23 protein-coding genes are annotated in these 25,667 nt (G+C 73.0%); 12 read left to right on the top strand and 11 right to left on the bottom strand.

All coding sequences use genetic code 11. From position 1 onward, the window contains the following. Window positions 1–2 precede the first annotated feature (2 nt). The 3 genes from ABZT03_RS08785 to ABZT03_RS08775 form a co-directional block, all read right to left on the bottom strand. Window positions 3–1,193, bottom strand: a complete 1,191-nt coding sequence (locus ABZT03_RS08785) for an FAD-dependent oxidoreductase (RefSeq protein ID WP_356035452.1) — start codon at window positions 1,191–1,193, stop codon at window positions 3–5. Window positions 1,194–1,326: 133 nt separating this feature from the next. Next, window positions 1,327–2,028, bottom strand: coding sequence for a response regulator transcription factor (locus ABZT03_RS08780; RefSeq protein ID WP_356035449.1), 702 nt, complete (start codon window positions 2,026–2,028; stop codon window positions 1,327–1,329). Between the two features lie 274 nt (window positions 2,029–2,302). Next, the gene (locus ABZT03_RS08775; RefSeq protein WP_356035447.1) at window positions 2,303–2,767 is read right to left on the bottom strand and encodes a cyclic nucleotide-binding domain-containing protein; all 465 of its coding nucleotides are present in this window, start codon (window positions 2,765–2,767) and stop codon (window positions 2,303–2,305) included. A 284-nt stretch (window positions 2,768–3,051) separates the two neighbouring features. On the opposite strand from ABZT03_RS08775, the gene ABZT03_RS08770 reads away from it, so the two are divergent. Next, the gene (locus ABZT03_RS08770) at window positions 3,052–3,975 is read left to right on the top strand and encodes a carbamate kinase (RefSeq protein ID WP_356035444.1); all 924 of its coding nucleotides are present in this window, start codon (window positions 3,052–3,054) and stop codon (window positions 3,973–3,975) included. A 222-nt stretch (window positions 3,976–4,197) separates the two neighbouring features. On the opposite strand, the gene sulP is transcribed toward ABZT03_RS08770, so the two are convergent. Beyond that, window positions 4,198–5,910, bottom strand: coding sequence for a sulfate permease (sulP, locus tag ABZT03_RS08765; protein WP_356035441.1), 1,713 nt, complete (start codon window positions 5,908–5,910; stop codon window positions 4,198–4,200). A 240-nt stretch (window positions 5,911–6,150) separates the two neighbouring features. On the opposite strand from sulP, the gene ABZT03_RS08760 reads away from it, so the two are divergent. The 4 genes from ABZT03_RS08760 (at window position 6,151) to ABZT03_RS08745 (ending at window position 9,806) form a co-directional block, all read left to right on the top strand. Continuing rightward, complete coding sequence (locus tag ABZT03_RS08760) at window positions 6,151–6,780, top strand: hypothetical protein (protein ID WP_356035439.1); 630 nt, start codon at window positions 6,151–6,153, stop codon at window positions 6,778–6,780. A gap of 152 nt (window positions 6,781–6,932) precedes the next feature. Further along, window positions 6,933–7,877, top strand: coding sequence for a universal stress protein (locus ABZT03_RS08755; protein WP_356035436.1), 945 nt, complete (start codon window positions 6,933–6,935; stop codon window positions 7,875–7,877). Window positions 7,878–7,908: 31 nt separating this feature from the next. After that, window positions 7,909–8,931 (top strand): zinc-dependent alcohol dehydrogenase, encoded by a 1,023-nt coding sequence (locus ABZT03_RS08750; protein ID WP_356035433.1) that lies wholly within the window; start codon window positions 7,909–7,911, stop codon window positions 8,929–8,931. 5 nt (window positions 8,932–8,936) lie between these two features. Next, window positions 8,937–9,806 carry a universal stress protein gene (locus tag ABZT03_RS08745; RefSeq protein ID WP_356035431.1) on the top strand — a complete coding sequence of 290 codons (870 nt, stop codon included), beginning with the start codon at window positions 8,937–8,939 and terminating at the stop codon, window positions 9,804–9,806. Window positions 9,807–9,822: 16 nt separating this feature from the next. On the opposite strand, the gene ppk2 is transcribed toward ABZT03_RS08745, so the two are convergent. Then, the gene (gene ppk2 / locus ABZT03_RS08740) at window positions 9,823–10,626 is read right to left on the bottom strand and encodes a polyphosphate kinase 2 (RefSeq protein ID WP_356035429.1); all 804 of its coding nucleotides are present in this window, start codon (window positions 10,624–10,626) and stop codon (window positions 9,823–9,825) included. A 48-nt stretch (window positions 10,627–10,674) separates the two neighbouring features. On the opposite strand from ppk2, the gene ABZT03_RS08735 reads away from it, so the two are divergent. The 3 genes from ABZT03_RS08735 to ABZT03_RS08725 all read left to right on the top strand — a co-directional run bounded on the left by ABZT03_RS08735 (window position 10,675) and on the right by ABZT03_RS08725 (window position 14,779). Then, the gene (locus tag ABZT03_RS08735; protein WP_356035426.1) at window positions 10,675–13,056 is read left to right on the top strand and encodes a phosphoketolase family protein; all 2,382 of its coding nucleotides are present in this window, start codon (window positions 10,675–10,677) and stop codon (window positions 13,054–13,056) included. Between the two features lie 31 nt (window positions 13,057–13,087). After that, a complete protein-coding gene (gene gap, locus ABZT03_RS08730; RefSeq protein ID WP_356035423.1) occupies window positions 13,088–14,101 on the top strand; it encodes a type I glyceraldehyde-3-phosphate dehydrogenase in 1,014 nt (337 codons plus the stop codon). Between the two features lie 177 nt (window positions 14,102–14,278). Then, entirely contained in the window at window positions 14,279–14,779 is a 501-nt protein-coding gene (locus ABZT03_RS08725; RefSeq protein WP_356035420.1) for a flavodoxin domain-containing protein, read from the top strand. A gap of 52 nt (window positions 14,780–14,831) precedes the next feature. Here ABZT03_RS08725 and ABZT03_RS08720 read toward each other — a convergent pair whose 3' ends face one another. From ABZT03_RS08720 to ABZT03_RS08710, 3 genes are all read right to left on the bottom strand, one after another. Next, window positions 14,832–15,539 carry a universal stress protein gene (locus tag ABZT03_RS08720; RefSeq protein WP_356035417.1) on the bottom strand — a complete coding sequence of 236 codons (708 nt, stop codon included), beginning with the start codon at window positions 15,537–15,539 and terminating at the stop codon, window positions 14,832–14,834. 183 nt (window positions 15,540–15,722) lie between these two features. Then, window positions 15,723–16,304: a hypothetical protein gene (locus ABZT03_RS08715; RefSeq protein WP_356035414.1), complete on the bottom strand. Its 582-nt coding sequence runs from the start codon at window positions 16,302–16,304 to the stop codon at window positions 15,723–15,725. Window positions 16,305–16,490: 186 nt separating this feature from the next. Beyond that, window positions 16,491–16,880, bottom strand: a complete 390-nt coding sequence (locus ABZT03_RS08710; RefSeq protein ID WP_356035412.1) for an STAS domain-containing protein — start codon at window positions 16,878–16,880, stop codon at window positions 16,491–16,493. Between the two features lie 212 nt (window positions 16,881–17,092). On the opposite strand from ABZT03_RS08710, the gene ABZT03_RS08705 reads away from it, so the two are divergent. From ABZT03_RS08705 to ABZT03_RS08690, 4 genes are all read left to right on the top strand, one after another. Next, window positions 17,093–18,163: a zinc-dependent alcohol dehydrogenase family protein gene (locus ABZT03_RS08705; protein ID WP_356035409.1), complete on the top strand. Its 1,071-nt coding sequence runs from the start codon at window positions 17,093–17,095 to the stop codon at window positions 18,161–18,163. 18 nt (window positions 18,164–18,181) lie between these two features. Further along, window positions 18,182–18,856 (top strand): pyridoxamine 5'-phosphate oxidase family protein, encoded by a 675-nt coding sequence (locus ABZT03_RS08700; protein WP_356035406.1) that lies wholly within the window; start codon window positions 18,182–18,184, stop codon window positions 18,854–18,856. A gap of 113 nt (window positions 18,857–18,969) precedes the next feature. Beyond that, entirely contained in the window at window positions 18,970–19,410 is a 441-nt protein-coding gene (locus ABZT03_RS08695) for a pyridoxamine 5'-phosphate oxidase family protein (RefSeq protein WP_356035590.1), read from the top strand. 195 nt (window positions 19,411–19,605) lie between these two features. Continuing rightward, window positions 19,606–20,436 carry a universal stress protein gene (locus ABZT03_RS08690; RefSeq protein WP_356035403.1) on the top strand — a complete coding sequence of 277 codons (831 nt, stop codon included), beginning with the start codon at window positions 19,606–19,608 and terminating at the stop codon, window positions 20,434–20,436. An 81-nt stretch (window positions 20,437–20,517) separates the two neighbouring features. Here the strand turns inward: ABZT03_RS08690 and ABZT03_RS08685 are convergent, their stop codons facing one another. The 3 genes from ABZT03_RS08685 to ppdK all read right to left on the bottom strand — a co-directional run bounded on the left by ABZT03_RS08685 (window position 20,518) and on the right by ppdK (window position 25,608). Then, a complete protein-coding gene (locus ABZT03_RS08685) occupies window positions 20,518–20,985 on the bottom strand; it encodes a pyridoxamine 5'-phosphate oxidase family protein (RefSeq protein ID WP_356035401.1) in 468 nt (155 codons plus the stop codon). A gap of 330 nt (window positions 20,986–21,315) precedes the next feature. Continuing rightward, window positions 21,316–22,530 carry a globin domain-containing protein gene (locus tag ABZT03_RS08680; RefSeq protein WP_356035398.1) on the bottom strand — a complete coding sequence of 405 codons (1,215 nt, stop codon included), beginning with the start codon at window positions 22,528–22,530 and terminating at the stop codon, window positions 21,316–21,318. Between the two features lie 393 nt (window positions 22,531–22,923). Further along, window positions 22,924–25,608 (bottom strand): pyruvate, phosphate dikinase, encoded by a 2,685-nt coding sequence (gene ppdK, locus ABZT03_RS08675; RefSeq protein ID WP_356035396.1) that lies wholly within the window; start codon window positions 25,606–25,608, stop codon window positions 22,924–22,926. Window positions 25,609–25,667: the final 59 nt, after the last annotated feature.

The following is a 25,667-nucleotide window of genomic DNA, read 5'->3' as shown; positions in this document are numbered from 1 at the left end:
GCCTAGGCGGCGGCCGTCACGCGGGTCTCGTCCCGGGTGGTGGCCGCGCGGTGCTGGCGTGCCGGCAGACCGAAGGTCGGGTGGGACACGTTCCAGACGCTGCCCTTGAGGATGCCCGCCTTGAGGCGTGCGGCCGCCCTGCCGCCCAGGTACCAGGACTTGGAGCGGACGTCCCCGTCCACCATCTGGAAGATCGCGTCCCGCCGGCCGAGGCTGATGTGGTTGCCGTAGTACGTCAGCCCGGTGGTGGGGACCGCCTCGCCCTTCAGGCGCGCGATGATCGCGGCGCTCGCCTGCATGCTGGTGAAGCCGGCCGAGGCGCAGGACATCGGCAGCGGCCGGCCGTTGTCGCCGACGGCGTGGGCGCAGTCACCGACGGCGTAGACGTCCGGGTGCGAGACCGAGCGCATGCTGCGGTCGACGACGATCCGCCCGGTCTCGGTGACCTCCAGGCCGGCGGCGGCCGCGAGGGGGTGCACGGCGAACCCGGCCGTCCACACGGTCACGTCGGCCGGGACGGACGTACCGTCGGCGGCGATCGCCCGGGTCGGTTCCACGGCGGCGATCCCGGTGTGCTCGTGGACGGTGACGCCGAGCCGGTCGAAGGCGCGGCGCAGGTGGCGGCGGGCCTTCGGGGAGAGCCAGGCGCCGAGTTCGCCCCGGGCGGCGAGGGCGACCGAGAGGTCGGGGCGGGACTCGGCGAACTCGGTGGCCGTCTCGATGCCGGTCAGCCCCTCCCCGACGACCAGCACCGTGCCGCCCTCGCCCAGCCCGGCCAGGCGCTCCCGCAGACGCAGCGCCGAAGCCCGGCCGGTGACGTCGAAGGCGTACTCGGCCACGCCGGGGACGCCGCGGTTGTCGACGGAGCTGCCGAGGGCGTGGAGAAGCGTGTCGTAGGCGAGTTCGTCCTCGCCGTCCTCGCCGGTGACGACCACGGTCCCGCGCTCCGGTTCGATGCCGGTGACGCGCGCCAGGCGCAGGCGTACCCTGGTACCGGCGAACACGTCGGTGAGCTGCGGGAAGGTGAGGTCCTGGCCGATCGCGAGCTGGTGGAGCCGCATCCGTTCGACGAAGTCGGGCACGGCGTTGACGACGGTGATCTCGGTGTCGGCGGGGGAGAGCCGGCGGGCCAGGTTTCCGGCCGCGAAGGCTCCGGCGTATCCGGCGCCGAGTACGACGATGCGGTGCTTCATGGCGTTGCTCCTGTCTCGTTCGCGTGCCCCTTGAACGAGACGGCGCCCCGATTGCTGACAGGAGCCGGATGTGACGCCGGTCACCGGACCGCCCTGGGTCGGAGTGACGGCCGCCGGCGGGACCCGGCCGGCGTCACCTGGCCGGACGGTCGCCCGAGTCCGCCTGCTCCAGGTGCGAGGCCAGCACGGCTGCCTGTACGCGCCGTTGCACGCCCAGCTTGGCCAGCAGGCGGGAGATGTGGTTCTTGACGGTCTTCTCCGACAGGTACAGCTTCTTGCCGATCTCGCGGTTGGTGAGGCCGTCACCGATCAGGGCCAGGATGTCCCGCTCGCGCGGTGACAGACTCGCCAGCTCGGACGGTACGGCCGGACTGTCCGCCGGGTCGGCGCGCAGCGACCGCATCAGCCGGGCGGTGGTCGCGGGATCCAGCATCGACTGGCCCGAGGCGACCGTGCGCACCGCCGAGACGAGGTCGGACCCCTTGATCTGCTTGAGGACGTAACCGGAGGCACCCGCCATGATCGCGTCGAGCAGGGCTTCCTCGTCGTCGAAGGACGTCAGCATCAGACAGGCCAGCTCCGGCATCTGGCTGCGCAGCTCCCGGCAGACGGAGATGCCGTCGCCGTCCGGCAGCCGTACGTCGAGGACGGCGACGTCCGGGCGCAGCGCGGGGCCCCGGGCGAGCGCGTGGTCGACGGTGCCGGCGTCGCCGACCACCGAGATGTCCGGCTCGGTGTCGAGCAGGTCGGCCAGACCGCGGCGGACGACCTCGTGGTCGTCCAGCAGGAACACGCGAATGGGATCCTGCTCGGTGAAGGTGCGCGTCTCTGGCATGGTGACCCCTCGTTCCGGCGGAGGACGGACCGCGGCCGTCCATCAGACCGATCATGACGCGTCGGGGCCCGGTGTCACTAGGGCCGACCGGCCCCACCCGCTCCGTGACACCCGTCCGCTCCGTGACAGCGGCCCGGAGGCCCGTCGTTCGCGGGCGGAAGGTGACTGGTGCCGTCACACGGGGTCTCAGGTGTGCGTGCTCATGCCGCCTCCGGGCTCCGGGCGCCGTCGGGTCGCGTGTCCCCGGCCTCGGTCGGATGCGCTGCGGGGCGGATCAGACGGTGCTGCCGGCGCCGTTCGGGGCGTACAGGTCCAGAAGGCGCGTCCGGGCCGAGCGGAGCCGATGGGCCAGTACCTGACCGGCCCACTGGGCGACGTCGTTGCCCAGAGCCGGATCGTCCCGGCACATCGACCGGATGGCCGCGGCATCGAACTCGTAGGCCCGCACCGGTGTGGTCGCCTCGGCGCCCAGGTGCCAGACGTGCGGGGCGAACAGCCAGGACCAGCCGACCAGTTCGTTGTGACCGAGGCTCTCGATGACGGCCGGCCGGCAGCCGGGAACCCGCATGTCGAGCTCGATCCTGCCGGTGCGGATGATCCAGAAGCGGTCGGCCCTTCCCCCTTCGTTGAACAGGCGTGTCCCCTGGGCGATGGACACCTCCCGGGCGAAGCGCATGAGCCGTCCGCGGTGTTCGGCGGACAGTGCGCGCAGCATGCTGGGGGTGGAAGAGACGTTCATGACATGCCTCCCTGGCGGACGCGGGCTTCCAGGCCAGCGTGTGCCCGGTCCTCGCCGCGTCCCATGGGCCACCCGGTCCACCGATCGGCCCGTTCGGTACCGGCGAGTCCGCTTCCGGGGACCATCGGGACCGGTGCGGGCCGTGTGGCCGCTGTCCGGGCCCGGCCGGGCGTGGAAGCGTCGTACGCGGACCGACGCGTCCGCGGCGAGACCCGCTCAGGAAGCACCGCGCCGGCCGCACCCCGCATCGAGGCCCCACGTGCCGCACCCGGAGGAATCACGTCATGCGTATCGTCGTCGCTCTCGGCGGCAACGCCCTGCTGCACCGGGGTGAGCGTCCCGACGCCGCTGTCCAGCAGGCCAACATCGACCGGGTCGCCACCGCGCTGGCCGCCCTCGCTCTCGAACACGAGCTCGTCCTCACCCACGGCAACGGCCCCCAGATCGGGCTGCTCGCGGTGGAGACTGCCGCCGATCCCGCTCTCAGCGCCCCGTATCCGCTGCATCTGCTCGGCGCGCAGACCCAGGGCATGATCGGCTCTCTGCTGGCCTGCACGCTGCACGACGTCCTGCCGGGCCACCACGTCGCCACCCTCGTCACGCACACCCTGGTGCGCGCCGACGACCCGGCGTTCGCACGGCCCACCAAGTTCGTCGGGCAGCTCTACCCCCGTGACGTGGCCCGATGTCTCGCCCGCAAGCGCGGCTGGCACATCGCGCAGGACACCGGTGGCTGGCGTCGCGTCGTCCCCTCCCCGGCGCCGCAACGCGTCCTGGAGACCGACACCGTCCACGAGTTGCTGAACAGCGGCACCGTGGTGATCTGCGCGGGCGGCGGGGGAGTCCCCGTCACCGCCGACCGGGACACCGGCGCGCTGACCGGGGTGGAGGCCGTCGTCGACAAGGACTTCACCGCCGCGTTGCTGGCCGAGGACCTCAAGGCCGACTTCCTGCTCATCCTCACCGACGTGCCGTGCGTGTACGAGCACTACGGGACCTCCGCCCAGCAGCCCGTTCTCGACGCCACCCCGGCCGAGCTGCGCCGCGGACGCTGTCCGGCCGGCTCGATGGGGCCCAAGACCGAAGCCGCCGCCCGGTTCGTGGAACGCACGGGCGGACTGGCCGCGATCGGAGCCCTGGACGCGGCCTACGAGATCGTGCACGGCAGGTCGGGCACCCTGGTCCGCCCCGACCTCACGGCCGGCTGAGGTACCGGGGGCGACCTCGGTCCCGCCCCGGAACCCAACCCCACCGTGCTGGGGTCGCCCCTGCTGCCCGCGGGGTTCAAGGAGTTCGCCCTGACCGACAGCGTCCGCGACCACTTCCGGGAGCACGGCTTCCGGCCTACTGACGCATGAGCACGGGCGCACGGGTGCACAGCGCACGGGTGCCGCTCCGCGGAGAACGCGGGAGCAGGGCGTGCCGGACCACTACCGGTCGAGCCACGCCCGGTAGGCGGTCACGGCCGTCGGGAGCGTCGGGAAGATCCGCTCCCGGCCGACCGAGTCCGCCAGGCCGTACGCCTCCAGGTCGACCAGCAGCTCGTGCTTGACCCGGGCGAGGGCGAATTCCACGCCGCGCCCGAGGAGTTCGCGGCGCACCTCGTCGACCGCGTCCAGTGCGGTGATGTCCACCTCCACGTTCGCCTCGGTGTTCAGCACGAACCACCGCACCGGGTCGGTCTGTTCGTCGACGGCGGCCAGGGCGCGGCGCCGGAAGTCCTCGGCGTTGGCGAAGAACAGCGGCGAGTCGTAGCGGTAGACGAGCAGACCGGGAATCGTGCGGGCCAGCGGGTAGTCGTCGACGTCGTGCATGCCGGCCACCCCGGGGACCAGGCCCTCGACGGCGTCGTGCGGGCGGGCCACCCGGGTCAGCAGCTCGGCCACCGACAGGCCGACGGCCACGATCACCCCGTACAGGATGTCCAGGGCGAGCACCCCGGCGAGACAGCCGAGCGCGAGCAGCAGTTCCCGGCGGCGGAAGGACGCCAGCCGGCGGAAGCCCGCGAGGTCGATCATGCGGACCGCGGCGTAGACGACGAGCGCGCCGAGCACGGCGGAGGGCATGCGGGTCAGCAGGGGGCTGAGGAAGAGCAGTACGGCCAGCACCATCGCGCCGGCGACCAGCGCGTAGCCCTGGCTGCGGGCGCCCGCCGAGGAGGCGAGGGCGGTGCGGCTGGCGCTGCTGCTGACCGGGAAACCGTGCAGCACCCCGGCGCCCAGGTTGGCCGCGCCCAGGGCGAGGAACTCCTGGTTGGCGTCGAGCCCCGGGCCCTCGTCGTCGTCCTCGCCGGTGAAGGCCCGCGCGGTGAGGATGAAGTCGGTGTAGGCGACCAGCAGCACACCGAGTGCGGGCAGGACGAGGTGGGGCAGCTCGCCCAGATCCGGGACGGCCACGTCCGGCAGCCCGGAGGGGACCGTGCCGATCACCTTGAGCCCGTACCGGCCGTCGAGGTCGAAGACGACCACGGAGGCGGTCGCGAGGACGACGGTGACCAGCGGGCCGGGCACCACCGGGACGAACCGGTTCATCAGGAAGAGGAACGCGAGGGCGGCCGCCGAGAAGACGACGGTGGCGAGGTGTGCGTCCGCCAAGTGGCTCAGGAAGGACCACAGTTGCGCGAGGAACTCCTCACCGGAGACGGGTACCCCGGTGAGTTTGGGCAGCTGGTCCACCATCATGATCAGTGCCACGCCGGCGAGATAGCCGATCAGGACCGGCCGGGACAGCAGGTCCGCGAAGAAGCCCAGCCGCACCACGCGGGCGACCAGGCACAGCAGTCCGACGGTGACCGCGAGGGCCGCCGCCAGGGAGGCGTAGCGCCGGGGATCCCCCGCGGCGAGCGGCGCCACCACCGTGGCCGTCATGAGAGCCGTCGTGGACTCGGGGCCGACCGACAGCAGGCGTGAGGAACCGAACAGCGCGTACAGGCCGAGGGCGGGCAGGATCGCCCACAGACCTGCGACCGGGGGCAGCCCCGCCACGCCGCCGTAGGCCATCACCTGCGGTACGAGGTAGGCGGCCACGGTCACACCGGCGAGCAGGTCACCCGTGAGCCAGGAGCGGCGGTAGCCCAGCAGCGCGGCGAGTCCGGGCAGCAGCAGCCGCCACCCCGTCACCCGTTCGGTGGAACGCGTGGTCATCCGCTCCCTCCCGTCGTCTGCCCTCATGGTCCACCGGCGGACGACCGGACGCGAGGTCTGCGTCGGGGCCTGCGGTGCGACCCCGCACGGACGGTGTACGCGTGAAGTCCAACAGCCTTTGCACGCAGGGCCGTTCGGCCCAGTGGACACGGACTTTCGGCATCCGGCGCGAACCGGGGCCGGGGGCGAGAGTGAGTCCCGTCAAGCAGCGATCCAAACGCCCCCGAAGGGATCACGACCATGGCCGTGCACGAGCACCCGCACCGGAGCTCCGGGTTCCACCTGCCGTCGTTCCGCAGGCACACGACCGCGTCCGCCGCCGAGCCGGGCGTGTCGGCAGGCGTAGGCACCCGCACCGCGGGTGCCTACGCCCTGGCGTCCCTGCGTCTGCTCACCGGGTTCGTGTTCCTGTGGGCCTTCCTCGACAAGACCTTCGGTCTTGGATACGCCACCCCGTCCGACAAGGGGTGGATCGACGGCGGATCGCCGACGAAGGGCTTCCTGGGCTCCGTCGCCGCCGGGCCGATGGAGTCGGCCTTCCACTCCTGGGCCGGCGACCCCTGGGCGGACTGGCTGTTCATGCTCGGCCTGCTCGGGATCGGTCTCGCCCTGGTCGCGGGGGTCGCGCTGCGGTTCGCCGCGGTGGCCGGCAGCGCGATGATGGCGCTGATGTGGATCGCCGAATGGCCGCCCGCCAAGCACCTCTCGGACGGCTCGGCGAGCATGTCGACCAATCCCTTCGTCGACTACCACGTCATCTACGCCGTCGCCCTGATCGTGGTGGCCGCGCTCGCCGCCGGCGACATCCTGGGCGCCGGCGGGCTCTGGGCCAGGCTGCCGTTCGTCCGCGACCACCGCTGGCTGCGCTGACCACCGACCGCGCGGCGGGTCGCTCCTCCGGCCCGCCGCGCCCGGCCGCTAGCGGGGTCGGTCGGCCCCGTTCCGGGACCAGTGGCCCCTGCCCGCCGAACGCCCCCGCCCCGACGCTGGAATCGGATCCCTCGCCCCAGGAGGTGGAGATCATGCTCCGCACCATCACCGTCGGCCTCGACGGTTCGCCCGAGAGCCGGGCCGCCGCGGAATGGGCGGCCCGCGAAGCCGCCCTCCGCACACTGCCACTGAAGATCGTCCACGTCTGGGAGCCCGTGCCGGAGCCCCTCGCGCAGGCTCCCCTCCTGGGGGCGGAGACCCAGCAGCACTGGACCGAGCGGAGCGAGATGGGGGTCCCCCCGGCCGAAGGCCGGGGGAGGATACCCCGCGAAGCCGCCGAGGGCATCGCCCTGCGCCATCCCGGCGTCGAGGTGAGCAGCGAGCAGGTCACCGGCCGCCCGGCGGACAGGCTCGCGGAGGCCGCGAAGAGTGCCGAACTGCTCGTGCTGGGCTCCCGCGGGCTCGGCGGCCCCGGCGGGTTCATGGTCGGCTCGGTCGGCCTGTCCGTCCTCGCCCACACGGAGCGCCCGGTGGTGCTGGTCCGTGCGCTGGAGGCCGCCGCCGACGAGCACGAGACGGACCCGGCGGGCGTACCGTCCGCGGCGACCCCGTTCAGGCCCGTGGTGCTCGGGCTCGACACCGAACACCCCGACACGACGCTGATCGAGTTCGCCTTCGACACCGCCGTGCGCCGCGCCACCTCCCTGCGGGTCGTGCACGGCTGGAACCCGCCGCCGTACTACGCGTTCGGGACCCCCGCCGACCCCGCGCTGCACGAGAGCCTGGCGCTGCGCGCGGCCGGGGAACTGAGCGACCTGCTGCGGCCCTGGCGGCAGAAGTTCCCGGACGTCGAGGTCACCGAGATGTCCCGCTACGGCAGCGCCGCCGTCCACGTCGTGGAGGCCGCCCGCGAGGCATCCCTCGTGGTCGTCGGCCGACGCGTGCGCCACAGCCCCTTCGGGGCCCATATCGGCCACGTCACGCACGCGGTGGTGCACCACTCCACCGCCCCCGTGGTCGTCGTCCCGCACGTCTGACGGTCCCTGACCCCTTGAGGAGAACAGTTCCATGAAGGCAGCGGTCGTACGAGCATTCGGTGAGCCCCTGGTCATCGAGGAGCGCCCCGACCCCGAGCCGGGCCCCGGGCAGGTCCGCGTCCGGGTGGAGGCGTCGGGACTGTGCCACACGGACATCCACGCGGCGCACGGCGACTGGCCGGTCCGGCCCACCCCGCCGTTCGTCCCCGGCCACGAGGGCGTGGGCCTGGTGGAGGCGCTCGGCGCGGGCGTCACCCATCTGGCCCTGGGACAGCGGGTCGCCGTGCCCTGGCTCGGCAGGGCGTGCGGGCGGTGCGAGCACTGCCTGTCCGGCTGGGAGACGCTGTGCGAGCAGCAGGTCAACACCGGCTACGGCTGCGACGGCGGGTACGCCGAGAAGATGCTGGCCTGGGCCGACTTCGCCCAGCCGGTGCCGGACGGCGTCACCGCCCTGGACGCGGCACCACTGACCTGCGCGGGCGTGACGACCTACAAAGCCCTGAAGGTGGCGGGCGTCAAACCCGCTCAGCTCGTCGCGATCTCCGGCATCGGCGGCCTCGGCCACCTCGCCGTGCAGTACGCGAAGATCGCCGGCGCCACCGTCGCGGCGATCGACGTCACCGACGAAAAGCTGGAACTCGCCGCCGAACTGGGCGCCGACCTCGTCATCGACGCCCGCAAGGACGACGTCGGCGAGGTGCTCAAGCGGTACGGCGGAGCCCACGCGGCCATCGCGCTCGCGGTGGACGACGCGGCCTTCGAGGCCGTCAACTCCGGACTGCGGCGCGGCGGCAAGCTCGTTATGGTGGCTCTACCGGCGCGCGGCACGGTACGCCTGCCGATCTTCGACACCGTGCTCAACGGCACCTCGGTGATCGGTTCGATCGTCGGCACCCGGCAGGACCTCGCCGAGGTCTTCCAGCTCCACGCGGCCGGACGCACCAAGGTGATCTACGAGGCCCGCCCGCTCGCCTCCGTCAACGAGTGCGTCGACGAGGTGCTGCGCGGCGAGGTCAGGGCCCGGATCGTCTTCGACCTGCACGCGGGACGGTGAGAGCGATGGACCTTCCGATCGTGGCCGGCGTGGACGGCTCCGCGGCGAGCCTGCGGGCCGTCGACTGGGCCGCCGACGAAGCCGCCCTGCGCGGGGTACCGCTGCGGCTGGTGTACGCCTACCTCTGGGAGCGGTACGAGGGTTCCTCGCCGACGCAGTTCCTGGGGAAACCTTCACGGAAGGTCCTGGCCGCGGACGTCGTGGGGGGCGCCGCGGAGCGGGCCGGGCGGCGCCGGGCGGAGGTCAAGATCACCACCGAGGTGCTGTCCGAGGAACCCGAGTACGCGCTGGTGCGCGAGGGGCGTGGGGCCGCCGCGCTGGTGCTCGGCGCCCGGGGCCGCGGCGGTCTTGCCGAGATGCTGCTGGGATCGGTCAGCCTCACCGTCGCCGCGCAGGCGGACTGCCCGGTGATCGTACTGCGCGACCGCGACGACGACGGGCAGTCCACGACAGGCCGCCGCGTGGTGCTGGGCGTCGGGGAGAGGGGCACGGACTCGGCCGCCCTGCGCTTCGCCGTCCAGGAGGCCGGACTGCGCCACGCACCCCTGGGCGCCGTACGGGCCTGGCGGTGCCCCGCCCACGAGAGCACCGACCACCCCCTGCTCTCCGGCGAACCGGCCCGGCTCCACGAACAGCAGGCGGCCGACGTGCTGGAGGAGGCGCTGAAGGGCGTGGGCGACGATCTCGAACTGAGCCGCAAGGCGGTGGAGGGCCCCGCCCGCAAGGTGCTCCTCGCCGCCTCGCACGACGCCGGCCTGCTGGTGGTCGGCGCCCGGCGCACCCCTGGACACCACGGGCTTCAGCTGGGGCGCGTCGCCCACGCCGTGCTGCACCACGCGTCCTGCCCCGTCGCGGTCGTACCCGAGCGGGGCTGAGGAGGTGGCCGGCCGCTCAGAGAGCCGCCGCGTGGTCGGGGACGTAGGTCTGCAGATCGCGCGGCGGACGTTCGTAGCCGGTCGACTCGGGCCGCTTCGGCAGCTTCAGCACCGGCGGCGGCACGTCGTGGTAAGGCACGGTGCTCAGCAGGTGGGCGATCATGTTCAGCCGTGCCCGGCGCTTGTCGTCGCTCTCGACCACGTACCAGGGCGCTTCCGCGATGTCGGTGTGCACCAGCATCGCGTCCTTCGCCCGGGAGTACGCCTCCCACCGGCTGAGGGACTCCAGGTCCATGGGCGACAGCTTCCAGCGCCGCAGCGGGTCCTCCAGCCGGCGCCGGAACCGCTCCTGCTGCTCGGTGTCGCTCACCGAGAACCAGTACTTGCGCAGCAGGACACCGTCCTCGACCAGCATGCGCTCGAAGATCGGGCACTGCCGGAGGAAGAGCTGGTACTCCTCCCGGGTACAGAAACCCATGACGTGCTCGACGCCGGCCCGGTTGTACCAGGACCGGTCGAACAGCACGATCTCCCCGGCCGCCGGCAGGTGCTCGACGTACCGCTGGAAGTACCACTGGGTGCGCTCGCGCTCGGTCGGCTTCGGCAGTGCGGCGATGCGTGCCACGCGCGGGTTGAGGTGCTCCGCGACCCGCTTGATGGTGCCGCCCTTGCCCGCCGCGTCCCGCCCCTCGAAGACCACGACCAGCCGGGCGCCCTCCGCCCGCACCCACTCCTGCAGCCGCACCAGCTCCGTCTGGAGCCGCAGCAGTTCCTTCTCGTACGTCTTGCGCGGCAGGTTCACTGCCTTCTTGCCGGCCATGCCGCCTCCACCGCCCGATGACCGCACCGATGACATCCGGAGTCACCCATGCCCACGGTCGAACACCAGGACGCCACCGTACTGACCGACGACGAACTGCGCACCCTGGACGCCCACTGGCGGGCCGCCAACTACCTGACCGCCGGACAGATCTACCTGCTGGCCAACCCGCTGCTGACCGAGCCCCTGACGCCGGACCACATCAAGCCCCGGCTGCTCGGCCACTGGGGCACCTCACCGGGCCTCAACCTCGTGTACACCCACCTCAACCGGGTGATCAGGACGCGCGGGCTCGACGCCCTGTGCGTGTGGGGCCCCGGGCACGGCGGGCCGGCCGTGCTCGCCAACTCCTGGCTTGAGGGCAGCTACAGCAGCACCTATCCGGACGTGCCGCGCGACGCGACCGGCATGGAGCGGCTCTTCAGGCAGTTCTCCTTCCCCGGCGGTGTGCCCAGCCACGTCGCCCCGGAGACGCCCGGCTCGATCCACGAGGGCGGCGAGCTCGGCTACTCGCTGGCGCACGCCTACGGCGCCGCGTTCGACAACCCGGACCTGCTGGTCGCGTGTGTGATCGGCGACGGCGAGGCGGAGACCGGGCCGCTGGCCGCGTCCTGGCACTCCAACAAGTTCCTCGACCCGGTCCACGACGGCGCTGTCCTGCCGATCCTGCACCTCAACGGCTACAAGATCGCCAACCCGACGGTGCTGTCCCGCCTCCCGGAGGCCGAACTCGACGCCCTGCTGCGGGGATACGGCCACGAACCGATCCACGTGAGCGGTGACGACCCGCTCACCGTGCACCGGGCGATGGCCCGGGCGTTCGACGACGCCCTGGACCGCATCGCCGTCATGCAGCAGTCCGCCCGCGAGGACGGCGTCACCGAGCGCGTGCACTGGCCCGTGATCGTGCTGCGCACCCCCAAGGGCTGGACCGGACCTGCGGAGGTGGACGGCGAGCCCGTCGAGGGCACCTGGCGCGCCCACCAGGTCCCGCTCGCCGGGGTCCGCGAGAACCCCGAGCACCTGCGCCAGCTGGAGGCATGGCTGCGCTCCTACCGCCCGCGGGAACTCTTCGGCCCCGACGGCAGCCCCCTGGCCGACGTGCTCGCCTGCGTGCCCGACGGCGCCCGGCGGCTCGGCGCCGGCCCGCACGCCAACGGCGGGCTGCTCCTGCGGGATCTGCCGGTCCCGTCCCTCGACGCGTTCGCCGTGCCCGTCGAGAAGCCGGGCACCACCCTGCACGAGCCGACCCGGATCCTCGGCGACCTCCTCGCCACGGTCATGAAGGACACCGCGGGCCGCCGGGACTTCCGGCTGGTCGGGCCCGACGAGACGGCCTCCAACCGGCTCCAGGCCGTCTTCGACGTCAGCGGGAAGGCATGGCAGGCCCAGATGCTGCCGGTGGACGAACACCTCGAACACCACGGCCGGGTGATGGAGATCCTCTCCGAACACACCTGCCAGGGCTGGCTGGAGGGCTACCTGCTGACCGGCCGGCACGGACTGTTCTCCTGCTACGAGGCGTTCGTGCACATCGTCGACTCCATGGTCAACCAGCACATCAAGTGGCTGAAGACCTCCCGGCAGTTGGCCTGGCGCGCCCCCATCGCCTCCCTCAACTACCTGCTCACCTCGCACGTGTGGCGCCAGGACCACAACGGCTTCTCCCACCAGGACCCGGGCTTCGTCGACCACGTCCTCAACAAGTCCCCCGAGGTCGTACGGGTCTACCTGCCGCCGGACGCCAACACCCTGCTGTCGGTGGCCGACCACGTCCTGCGCAGCCGGGACTACGTCAACGTCGTCGTCGCGGGCAAGCAGCCGTGCTTCGACTGGCTGTCCATCGACGCCGCCCGCGCCCACTGCGCCCGCGGCGCCGGCATCTGGGAGTGGGCCGGCACGGAGAACGGCGGCGAACCGGACGCGGTCCTGGCCTGCGCCGGAGACGTGCCCACCCAGGAAGTGCTCGCCGCAGCCCAGCTGTTGCGCCGCCATCTGCCCGACCTCGCCGTCCGGGTCGTCAACGTCGTCGACATGACCCGCCTCATGCCGCGCGAGGAACACCCGCACGGCATGAGCGACTTCGAGTACGACGGCCTGTTCACCACCGACAAGCCGGTGATCTTCGCCTACCACGGCTACCCCTGGCTGATCCACCGCCTCGCCTACCGCCGCACCGGCCACAAGAACCTGCACGTGCGCGGCTACAAGGAGTCCGGCACCACCACGACACCGTTCGACATGGTCGTCCGCAACGACCTCGACCGCTACCGCCTCGTCATGGACGTCATCGACCGCGTCCCCGGCCTCGCGGTGCGCGCCGCCGCCGTACGCCAGCAGATGGCCGACGTCCGCACGCGCCACCAGGCGTGGATCCGCGAGCACGGCACCGACCTGCCCGAGGTCGCCGACTGGACCTGGAACGCCTGACCGTCCCTCAGCACCGGAAGGACCCACCGCCATGACCGTACGTGTCGGGATCAACGGCTTCGGCCGGATCGGCCGTACCTACCTGCGCGCCGCTCTCGACCGGGCCGAAGAAGGCACCCAGGACGTGGAGGTCGTCGCCGTCAACGACATCACCTCACCCGCCACGCTGGCCCACCTCCTCGAGTACGACTCGACGTTCGGGCGCATCGGCCGGGACGTCCGGCACGACGACACCTCCATCACGGTCGACGGGCGGCGCATCGAGGTCACCGCCGAACGCGACCCCGCGGCCCTGCACTGGTCGGACCACGGGGCCGACATCGTCATCGAGTCCACCGGCCGCTTCCGCGACCGGGACTCCGCGGCGCTGCATCTGAAGGGCGGAGCCCACACCGTGCTGCTGTCGGCGCCCGGCAGGAACGCGGACGCCACCATCGTCATGGGCGTCAACGACCGTACCTACGACCGGCACCGCGACCGGATCGTCTCCGCCGCCTCGTGCACCACCAACTGCGTCGCCCCGATGGTGAAGGTGCTCCACGACGCCTTCGGCATCGAACGCGGTGTCATGACCACCATCCACGGCTACACCAACGACCAGTCCCTGCTCGACGGCCCGCACAAGGACCTGCGCCGTGCCCGGTCCGCCGCCCTCAGCATCATTCCCACCAGCACCGGGGCCGCCCGCGCGGTGGGCCTGGTGCTGCCGGAGCTGGCCGGGGCCCTGGACGGGATCGCGGTCCGGGTGCCGGTGGAGGACGGCTCGCTCACCGACCTCGCCGTCGTCCTCACCCAGGAGGTGACCGCGGACGAGATCAACGCCGCGTTCCAGGGGGCGGCCGAGGGAGCGCTGCACGGCATCCTGCGGGTCTCCAGGGCGCCGATCGTGTCCCGGGACGTCATCGGCGACCCGGCCTCCTGCATCTTCGACCCCGCCCTGACCCAGGCCAACGGCACCCTGGCCAAGGTGTTCGGCTGGTACGACAACGAGTGGGGCTACACCAACCGGCTCCTGGACCTGACGGCCCTGGTGGCGGACGACTGACGCGTCCCCGGGGCCGCGTCCGGGCGCCCGTCCCGCGCCGGCCGTGAGCGGAGGGGACCATCGGCGGCGCGCAGGGCCGGTCGGCCCCCGGACCGGCCCCGGACAGCACCTGCGCAACCGCGCGTCCGCCGGGACGATCGAAGGGTGCGAGGCCATGTGTGAAAGGAGGCGGACCTCATGAACGGCACCGTATTGGTCACCTACGGCACGACGAACGGATCCACCGCACGGATCGCCGGCGCCGTCGCCGACGTCCTGCGCGAGAACGGGCTGGTCGTCGAGTCGCTGCCGGCCCGGACCGTACGGAGCGTCACGCCGTACGGCGCCGTGGTGGTCGGCGGCGCACTCTACGCGGGGCGGTGGCACAAGGACGCGCGGCGGTTCGTCCGCCGGCACCGCGAGGCGCTCGCCGAGCGTCCCGTGTGGTTCTTCAGCAGCGGACCGCTCGACGCCTCGGCCTCCCAGCGTGACATTCCGCCCGTGCGCGGTGTGCGGCGGGCCATGGTGCGGCTGGATGTCCAGGGGCACGTCACCTTCGGGGGGTGCCTGGAAGAGGGCGCCAGGGGACGCGTGGCCGGGATGATCCTCCGCTCCGGGAAGGGCGGCGACTTCCGGGACTTCGGTGCGATCGAGGCGTGGGCGAAGGGCGTCGCCGACGAGCTGTCGCACATGGAGTGACCACAGGAGGGGGTGGCCGCCCGGCCGGCCCCGGTGACCCGTTCACAAGGGGTCACCGGGGCCGGCCGGCGGCGTCGCTACCGGTCACCACGGCCACGGGGCACAGGGCCTCGCCCACGATCGCCCGTACGACGCCGTCCCGTCCCGCCGCCGGTCTCCGGCCCACCACGAGCAGCGTGGCCGTCGCGGAGTGGTGCAGGAGCGCCCGGGCCGGCGTGAGGAGAGTGACGTCCTCGAGTACGGGTACCTCCGGAAACTTCTCGCGCCACGGACGCAGGGCGTCGGCCAGGAGCTGTACCTCGTGGTCCTCCCAACTCGCGCGGTCCTGCTCCGGCGGGCCGAAGGGCCACTCACGGGCCTCGGGGGGCAACGTCCAGGCGTGGACGGCGTGCAGGCGCGCCTTCCGTACCCGCGCTTCGTCGAAGGCGAACTCGACGGCCGGGCCGCCGGGGTCGCGAGCGTCCACGCCGAGCACGATCTGTCCGGCGCGGTACGTGGACGTGTGCCGGTCGGGGACGAACACCAGGGGGCGGCCCATCGCCTCGGCAGCCACCAGGGGGCCGGGGCCGAGTGGCGAGCCGGTGGTGGGCATGTCCCGGGAGATGTCGTACACGATCATTTTCGCCCGGCCCGCGTCCGGTGGTGAGCCGGCGGTCACGCGCAGTGGCAGGCCGTGCAGCCGCGCCTCGCTGGCGGCCCAGTCGGCCGCGGAACCGCCGGGCACCGACGGGTCCGTGCAGGCGAGGATCGCTCCGTCCATCGTGGTCCGTCCTTCCCCTGATCGAAACGCATGTCGTCACGGCCCAGACTGTCGCGGTTCCCGTGACCCGGTCAGGGGCCGAACGGCTCCCGCCGCCGGACGCCCGGCACCACCGCCGACCCGTGTGCGCCGGGGCCACGGGACGGTCCCGGGCCCGGAGCCGAGCCCTGTCCGCGCACGGTTCTATCCGGTCCTGTGCCCCCATCGGGGCCCCGTCTGATCCCATTCTCGGCCCCAGGCGTCGACTCGGCGCCTGTCGAGGCGCAGGCGGGCGAGCCCTCCGGCGCCGAACGCGAGGCCGGCGAGTGCGGCCGCGGCCGTGGTTCCCAGGATGTCCGACTCGATCGCCGCCTCCGTGGAGCTCGGCGGCTCGGGCGTGAGCCGGCCCCCGACGTCCTGCCAGACGGTCACCGTCGAGCCGGCGTCGAGGCTGTCGGGCACCAGGGTCCGGCCGGTGCGGATCGAGGCGTCGGGCGCCGTCCAGCGCACCGATGCCATCCGGTGACCGGTGGTCCCGCCGGCGGTGGGGGCGCCGCCGGGGACGTCGTCGAGGAGCACGGCCCGGACGGACCGGCGCTGTGCCCGCTGGTCCGCGAAGACCTCACCCGCGGCACGGGACGTCAGCAGCCCGACGGCGGCGCCGCCCACGGCCACGACCGTCCACACGGCCAGCACGATCCACGCCTCGACGATGTCGGCCCGTCGCCGCAGCGGATTGTTCCGCCACCGCCACAACCGCTTCCTCGTACACCTGCCTCCGGGCATCGGTCCGCGCCTCCCTCTCGTCCTCGTGGTGACACGTTCGAAGGTGACGGGAGCGGCCGTGGCACGGCGTGGGCCGAGTAGGTGCCGCGGCGGGTCCGTCCGGGTCCGACACCGCGGCCGATGAGGCCCGTTCAACACGGTCGCGGGCCCTGCCGGGACGGGTGTGCGGCGTGCCGTCGCACCGGATCAGCCGGCGGCGGATCCGGGCTGCGCGACCGGTGCGGCGGGGGCGTCCTCCGGTCGGCCGGGGAGAACGTCGAACACGTCGGCCAGGCCGGTACAGCACAGCATCCGGAGGAAGCGGTCGCTGTCGGCGACCAGCCGCAGCCGGCCCTGCCGGGCCCTGGCGCGGTTGCGGGCCCGGCACAGCAGGCCGAGGCCGGCGCAGTCGATGAACGACACGGACCGCAGGTCGAGTACCAGGTCCGGGTGCGCGCCGGCGGTCAGCTCGTCCAGGCGTATCGCGAGCGCGGGCGCCGCGAGGAGGTCCATGTCCCCCCGCAACGTCACGAGGGTCGCGCCGTCGCCGGTGCGCTGGGTGTGGTTCGGCGTGGACCTCAGGTGGTTCTCGGCCATGGGAAGAGACAAGCGGGCCGACGGGACGCGGACCAGGGCCGTTCGGTCCCTGATCGAATGGTCCGACCGGACCCCCGTCGCGGCCTGCTCGCGGCGAGGCCCTACCGGCGGGCAAGGGGGGCCGGACGGCCCAAGCGCAGCCGGCGATTACCGCACAACGTGGAGGTGCGGGGCGATCCCCGCACCTCCGGACCAAGGCGGTGAGCGGCATCATGAAAGGCTTCGTCTTCCACGGCCCCGGGCAGTCCGCCTGGGAGGAGGTTCCCGACCCTGCCGTCAATGAGCCGACGGACGCCATCGTGCGGGTCGGCGCCGTCACCATCTGCGGCACGGACCTGCACATCCTCAAGGGCGACGTCCCGGAGGTGCGCCCCGGCACGGTTCTCGGACACGAGGCCGTCGGCGAGATCGTCGAGGTCGGCAGCGACGTCCTTTCGGTGCGCCCCGGCGACCGCGTGCTGATCTCGTGCATCAGCGCCTGCGGTCGCTGTCGCTACTGCCGCGACGGCAGTTACGGCCAGTGCCGGGGTGGCGGCGGCTGGATACTCGGCCACCTGATCGACGGAACCCAGGCGGAGTACGTCCGCGTCCCGCACGCCGACCTGTCCGTGCACGCTCTGCCCAGCGCGCTCGACAGCAAGGACGCCGTGCTGCTGGCGGACATCTTCCCCACCTCCTACGAGGTGGGCGTCCTCAACGGGCGCGTACGTCCCGGAGACACCGTCGCCGTCGTCGGAGCCGGACCCATCGGCCTCGCGGCGATCGCCACGGCACAGCTGTTCGCCCCCGAGCGGATCGTCGCCGTCGACCTGGCCGCGTCCCGGCTGGAGGCAGCGAAGCGGCTGGGAGCCGATGCCGTGGCGGACGCCCGGGAGGACCCCGAGCGGCTGATCGCCGACCTCACCGACGGGCTCGGCGCGGACGTGGTGATCGAGGCGGTCGGCGTGCCGGAGAGCTTCGAACTGTGCACCCGCATGGTGCGACCCGGTGGTCATGTGGCCAACGTCGGCGTCCACGGAAAGCCGGCGACGCTGCATCTGGAAGACCTGTGGATCAAGAACGTGACCATCACCACCGGACTGGTCGACACGTACTCCACGCCCACGTTGCTCCGCATGGCCACCGCCGGGCGGCTGCCCACGGCACAACTGGTCACCCACACCTTCCCCCTGGACCGCATGGCGGAGGCGTACGACGTCTTCGCCCGCGCCGCCGACACCGGCGCGCTCAAGGTGGTGCTCGGCGGGCAGCCACACGACGAGGTCGCCCTGCCGGCGGCCTGACGAGAGGACGTGACGGTCATGGCCGAACAGACACGGGTCGACACGACGCACGGCACGCCGTCAGGTGACCTGGGCCGCCGGCTCGCCGCCCGCCGCGTGCGGCTCGGGATGACCCGCGAGGAGGTGGCCGCGCAGGCGGACATGGCCCCCACCTATCTGGCCTACGTGGAGGAGCATCCCGGCGCGGCGCCCGGCCGAGGCGCGCTGCTGAGGCTGGCGGCGGTGCTGCTGACCACGGTCTCGGCACTCACCGGAGGCGACGCCGACCTGCCGCCCGGCCCCGAACAGGCCAACAGGGCGCCCAAGTTCACCGAACTGAGCAGGAGTCAGTGCGTCGGCCTGCTGTCGACGCACGGAGTGGGGCGGGTCGCGGTGCCCACCCCGACCGGACCGGTCATCGTGCCGGTCAACTACAGCGTCATCGATGACACGATCGTCTTCAGAACCGCGCACGGGGCCGTGCCGTCGCTGGCCGCCGGCTGTCAGGTCGCCTTCGAGGTCGACCGCATCGACGACGCGTTCAGCCAGGGCTGGAGTGTCCTGGTACGGGGTCACGCCCGGGCGGTGACGGACATCGGTGAGATGCGCCGGCTCGCGGAACGGGCCTACAGCACGCCGTGGGCCGGGGGCGAGCGCGACCTGTGGCTGCGCATCGAGCCGTACGCCGTCACCGGACGCCGGATCGACGTCTGAACGGGGCCGGTCCCCGTCGAGCGGGGATCGATGGCCCCTGGTTCGGTTTTCCCCGTCGTCCGACGAGGGGTTGGTGCGGTACCGGTTCGTCAAATCGAGGGGTGAGAGGGCAGATGTACGCCAACGACGGATTCCGTGAGCTCAGCCGGCAGGAGTGCGACGGCCGGCTGACCGGGATGTCCGTCGGGCGTGTCGTGCACACCCGGCAGGCGCTGCCGGCCGTGCTGCCGGTCAGCTTCTGCCTGGACCGTGACGGCGCGGTGCTGGTACGCACCTCGGCCTCCTCGGAACTGGTCAGCGCGATCGACGGAGCGGTGGTGGCCTTCGAGGTGGACGAGGTCGACGCGAGCACCCGCTCGGGCTGGAGCGTCGTCGTCACCGGGGCGGCCACGCTCGTCACCGACCCCGCCGAGCACGCGCGGTTGCTGCGCTCCGGACCGCGCTCGTGGGTGGCGGCGCCGGAGGAGGTCTTCGTGCGCATCGCCCCGGAGCTGGTCACCGGACGCGAACTCGTCGGCGGGCGGACGCTGTACGGCCTCGGCCGGCCCTACTGAGGCGCATCACCCGCTGCCGCGCACCCGCGGGGGCCCGTTCTCCGAACCGAACGGCCCCCGCCACAGGAGCCGTTCAGCGTGTGTGCGGGGTTCTCCCGGCTTCTGTCCGCAGGGTCCGGACACGACGAGCATCGTCTCAGGACACCGGTGTCGCGGCCTTCCCGGCCGGCACCGGACGAAGGGGAGGGAACGCTCATGACCTCGCGTCGCACAGCGGTCGGGTTCGACGGTTCGCCGCCCGCCGTACGGGCGTTGGACCGGGCAGCGGTGGAGGCCGCCCGGCGCCGCACCGTCCTGCGAGTGGTGTACGCCGTACCCGACCGCGACGAGGCCGCACCGGTACTCCGGTCCGCCGCCTCACGGGTACGGCGGCGGCATCCGGGTCTGCCGGTGGAGACCATCGCCGTGGAAGGCGGCGCGGTGCGCGCGCTGACGCGGGAGAGCGCGGTCGCGGACCTGACGGTCGTGGGCACCCGCGGCCTCGGCGCGTTGGCCGGTGCGGCGTTCGGGTCGGTGAGTGCGAGGCTCGCCGCCGTCGCACAGGGCCCACTTCTTGTCGTGCGCGGCGAGCACGTCCACGACGACGCGGGGGAGGTACTGCTCGTGCTGGAGGACGACGCGGACGCGCCCGCCGCGGTCTACGCCTTCCAGGAGGCCGAACGGCGTCGGGCGAGGCTGCGCGTCCTGCACTGCCGGGGCCGCCGGCACGTGAGGTCCGAACCGGCGCCGCTCGTACCGGCGCTCGGCTCCGGCGAGGAACAGCCGAGCCGCCGGGCGAGGGTGGGGCGGGATGTGCCGGGTTACGCCCCGACCCGCCTCCGGACACGGCACCCACATGTCGTGCCGGAGACCCACCCGGTTCGTTCCGCCCGGGTGGACACGCCGGTGCGGGCGACCGAGGAGGCCGCCGTGGTCGTCATCGGCACACATCGCCGTACGAGCGTGTTCGGTCCACGCCTCAGCCCGGTCGCGCACGCACTGCTGCACGGCGCGCACTGCCCGGTCGTCCTCGTGCCCCGCCGGTGACGGACCGCTGCCGGACCCTCCCGGCGCGGTGGCGCGCCCTCCGGTCCGGGTCCGAGCGGGGCGTCCTGTGCGAGGCCCCGCTCAAGCCCGAGGCCGTGCCTGTGGATCGTGCGTCGTGAGTCGGATTCCGGTGATCAGGTCGGGGCGGATGCGGATGGCGTGATCCATGCCCTGGGTGCTCCAGGGCCGCAGCAGGGCCCGGTAGCGGTCCAGTTCCCGCGGGTCGGTGACCAGCCGGGCATACCCGGTGACGACCACGCTCCAGCCCAGGTGCGTGGCGGGGTCGATGTCGTCGGCCTCGTAGGCGACGACGACTCCCTCGGCCCCGTTCTGCCGGGTGTACCGGGTCAGCGCGGCGTCACCGTGGGTCCGGATGACGATGGTGCCGTTGACCAGCACGTGGTTGACCGGGCGGACGGTCGGCAGCGCGTGCCGGGTGTAGACGATCCGCCCCAGGGACACGCCGCCCAGGAGCCGCAGCGCCTCGACGCCGTCCAACTGGACGGTCCTGTGGGATTCCGGGACCTTCGGCGGGTCGTCGTAGGGCATGGCAGCTTCCGTATCGTCGGGTCGCTCACAGTTCTCTGTCGCCCGCAGCGCGCGGGGACCTGATCGAGCCATTCGAACCGCACGACGGCTTCCCGCGCCAGGGCCCTTCGGCCCCGGTTCGGCCTTTCGGGGCCCTGTCCCGCCGGGGTGACCGCCGGCCGTCGCAGCCGCCGGACCAGGCCGGACACAACGGAGCGACACCGCGGGGGATCGGTGCCGCTCCTGCCTCCAGTGTCTCTCCGAGCGCGCTGTTCCCGCAGGGCCGACAGTCCCGGCCGTGGGACCGGAGGTCCCTCGACCTCCTCGGGATGTCGGATCAGGCGGTGCGGTTCAGGTCGTGGCGCCGGGCAGCCACAGGTCCGGTCCGAAGACCTCGTAGCGGATGTTCCGGGCCGGGACGCCGGCCTTCAGCAGCTGACCGCGCACCGGCCGCATGAAGGCGAGCGGGCCGCACAGGAACACGGTTGCCCCGTCCGGGAGTTCGGTGTCGCCCAGGTCCATCAGGCCGGTGCGGGCGTCGACTTCCTCGGGCCCGGGACGCTCGTACCAGAAGAGGGCCCGGCCGCCCGGCAGTCGACCGACGAGGTCGTGCGTCTCGGCGCGCAGGGCGTGGTCGGCGGGGGAGCGGTCGGCGTGCAGGACCAGCACCGGCCGGGTGGAACCGAGGGCGGCGAGGTGGGCCAGGATGCCGTGCATGGGGGTGCAGCCGATGCCCGCCGAGACCAGGACGAGCGGGCCGGTGGCCTCGGCCGGCTCGTCGAGGAAGACGTCGCCGAAGGGGGCGGACAGCGTCAGCTCGTCCCCCTCCCGGACGCGGTCGTGCAGCAGGTTCGAGACCTCGCCGTCCGGTCCGAGCGCGTCGGCCGCGACCCGCTTCACGGTGATCCGCCGCAGCTCTCCGCCCGGGGCCGAGGACAGGCTGTACTGGCGTAGCTGGCGCACTCCGTCGGTCATGCGGACCCGGACGCTCACGTACTGCCCCGCATGGGCCCGCGGCGCGGGTTCCCCGTCCGTGGGGCGGAGCAGGAAGGACACGACGTCGGCGGTCTCGGTCCGGCGTTCGACGACCGTCCACTGCCGCCAGATCTCGCCGGGCCGGACGCCCGCGTCCTGGTAGAGGCGGGCCTCCTGGCCGGTCAGGGCGCCTGCCATGAGCCAGTAGACCTCGTCCCAGGCGGCCGCGACCTCCGGCGTGACCGCGTCGCCCAGGACGCCGGCTATCGCGCCGAACAGGTACTTGTGCACGATCGCGTACTGGTCTTCGGTGACGCCGACAGCCGCGTGCTTGTGCGCGATCCGGGCCAGCAGCGTGTCCGGGCGGGTGTCGGGGTGCTCCAGCAGCGCGGTCGCGAAGGCGGCGATCGAACCGGCCAGGGCGCGGCGCTGGGCCCCGCTGGCCTGGTTGCCGCGGTTGAACATGCCGTCGAGCAGTTCCGGCCGGTCGGCGAACATCGTGCCGTAGAAGCGGGTGGTGATCTCGTCGAGCGCCCCGGCGACGGCGGGCAGCGTGGCCCGGACGAGGACGGCGGATTCTGCGGACAGCATGAAGTCTCCCCAAGGGGCGGGTGAAGGGACGGGAAGGCGGCTCGATAGCCGCGGTCTTCTGTGTAGCAGGCACCGGACCGTGTTCCGGCGTTTTCGGCCCCCGTGCGCCGAAGAGGGGCCGAAGGGCCCCTCACCCAGGGCGCATCGGCCCCCTCGGTGCTCCCCGGCCCGGGGCCGGACGGCGGACGGCGTGGCCCCCTGGGGACCTGTCCGGCCCTGGTCAGCGCCACCGTCGCGGCCGGCGACCGGCGCGAGCCGGGCAGCCGCACCGAGGCGTCGCCACGGCCCCTTCACCCGCGCCGTGTCCGGGTGCTCGGCCCGCTTCCGGCGGGCCGCCGGCCGCGCGCGGCGGGCGCCTCACCGGCGTCGCCGGCCATGCCGTCCGCCGCCCTGTCACCTGGTGTCGCTCGCCTCCGTGCCGGACAGCGCGGCCCGGCCCGCCTCCAGCCGCGCGACCGGGACCCGGAACGGCGAGCAGGAGACGTAGTCCAGTCCGGCGGTGTGGAAGAAGTGCACGGAGTCCGGGTCTCCGCCGTGTTCGCCGCAGACGCCGATCTTCAGGTCCGGGCGTGCCGCGCGGCCCTCGTCGACCGCGATCCGGACCAGGCGGCCGACACCCGCCCGGTCGAGCGTCTCGAAGGGCGAGGCGGCGAAGATGCCCCGGTCGAGGTAGGCGGAGAAGAAGGCCGCCTCGACGTCGTCGCGGGAGAAGCCCCAGGTGGTCTGGGTGAGGTCGTTGGTGCCGAAGGAGAAGAACTCGGCCTCCTCGGCGATCCGCCCCGCCGTGAGCGCGGCCCGGGGCAGTTCGATCATGGTGCCGACCGGGCAGTGCACGGGGACGCCGGACTCCTTGGAGACGTCGGCCAGAACCCGCTCCACCTCCTGGCGCTCGATGCGCAGTTCCTCCACCGCACCGACCAGCGGCACCATGATCTCCGCCGCGGGGGAGCCCCCGGCCCGGGTGCGCTCCACGACCGCCTCGGCGATCGCCCGGACCTGCATGGCGACCAGTCCCGGTACGACCAGGCCCAGGCGGACACCGCGCAGGCCGAGCATCGGGTTCTCCTCGTGCATGCGGTTGACGGCGTCGAGCAGCGCGGTGTCGTGCGGGTCGGCCTCGGCGCCGCGGGCCTCGGCGGTCGCGATGCGCACGGCGAGCCCGGTGCGGTCCGGCAGGAACTCGTGCAGGGGCGGGTCGATGAGCCGTATGGTGACCGGCAGGCCGTCCATCGCCTCCAGGATCCCGATGAAGTCCGCTCGCTGGAGCGGCAGCAGCACGCTCAGCGTCCGCTCGCGTTCGGCCGCGTCGTCGGCCAGGATCATCGCCTCGACCAGCTTGCGGCGCTCACCGAGGAACATGTGCTCGGTGCGGCACAGGCCGACGCCCTGCGCGCCGAACCGGCGGGCGCGGGCGGCGTCCTCGGGGGTGTCGGCGTTCGCCCGTACGTCCAGCCGCCGGATGCCGTCCGCCCGGTGCATCGCGCGGGCCACCGCCCCGACCAGCTCGTCCGACCACTCGCCCGTCTCGAAGTACCGCATGACCGCCGAGTCGATCAGAGGAGCGGAGCCCAGGTACACGGAGCCGGCGGAGCCGTCCACGGAGATGACCGTGCCTTCCGCGACAGTGGTGTCGCCCACCGTGAAGCGGCGCGCCCCGATGTCCACGGCCAGGTCCTCCGCGCCGCACACGCACACCCTGCCCATGCCGCGGGCGACCACGGCCGCGTGACTGGTCTTGCCGCCGCGACTGGTCAGCACCGCCTGCGCGGCGATCATGCCCGGCAGGTCGTCGGGGGTGGTCTCCTGGCGCACGAGGACGACCTGCTCGCCCGCGGCGGCCCGCCGGACCGCTTCGGCCGAGTCGAACACGGCGGCGCCGACGGCCGCGCCCGGTGAGGCGGCGAGACCGTGCGCGAGAGCCTCCCCGACGGCCGAGGTGTCGAACCGGGGGAACATCAGACGGGCGAGGCCGTCCCCGCCGACCCGGCGCAGTGCCTCGTCGGCGGTGATCAGGCCCTCGTCGTTCAGTTCCGCGGCGATCGCGAAGGCGGCTTCGGCGGTGCGCTTGCCCACCCGGGTCTGCAGCATCCACAGCCGGCCGCGCTCGATGGTGAACTCGACGTCGCACAGATCACGGTAGTGGGTCTCCAACGTCCGCAGGTGACTGAGGAGTTGGCCGTAAGACGTCGGGTCGAGCCGCTCCAGGGCGGTCAGCGGGACGGTGTTGCGGATGCCGGCGACGACGTCCTCGCCCTGGGCGTCGGCCAGGTAGTCGCCGTAGAGCCCGGGCCGCCCGGTGGCCGGGTCGCGGGTGAAGGCGACACCGCTGCCGGAGTCGGGGCCGAGGTTGCCGAAGACCATTCTCTGCACGGTGACCGCCGTGCCCAGGTCGTCCGGGATGTGCTCGCGGCGCCGGTACAGCCGCGCACGCTCGCCACGCCAGGACGCGAAGACGGCGCGGACCGCCCGGCTCAGCTGCTCCATCGGGGACTGCGGGAAGTCCTCGCCGGTCTCCCGGCGGACCAGGTCCTTGTACGTCGTGACGAGGCCGGTCAGGTCCGCCGCGTCCAGACCCAGGTCGTCCTCGGCGTCCCGGACGCGCTTGAGGGTGGACAGGGCCTCCTCGAACAGGGAGCCGTCGACGCCCATGACGGTGCTGCCGAACATCTGTACCAGACGGCGGTAGGAGTCCCAGGCGAAGCGCTCGTCGCCCGAGGCCCGCGCCAGACCGACGACGGAGGCGTCGTTCAGCCCGACGTCGAGAACGGTCTCCATCATGCCCGGCATGGAGAACCGGGCCCCGGACCGCACGGACAGCAACAGCGGGTCGTCGGGCTGCCCGAGGCGCCGTCCGGCCGTCCTCTCCAACAGGGCCAGATGCTCGGCGATCTCATCGTCCAGACCGACCGGCTCGACGCCGGCGGCCAGGAACGCCCGGCACGCCTCGGTGGTGACCGTGAAGCCCGGCGGCACCGGCAGGCCCAGCCGGGTCATCTCGGCCAGGTTCGCGCCCTTGCCGCCGAGCAGGCCGGCCAGGTCACGGCCGCCCTCCGCGAAGTCGTACACGTAACGGACCATGACGCCGGTTCCCTCCGTCGGCTGCGCGGACTGGGTACCGCTCCAGCGTCGGGCCGCGT

It is taken from the genome of Streptomyces sp. NPDC005574, from assembly GCF_040605435.1.
Lineage (GTDB): Bacteria > Actinomycetota > Actinomycetes > Streptomycetales > Streptomycetaceae > Streptomyces.
The sequence above is the reverse complement of the archived record's forward strand: the minus strand, read 5'-3'. Positions and strand labels throughout refer to the sequence as shown.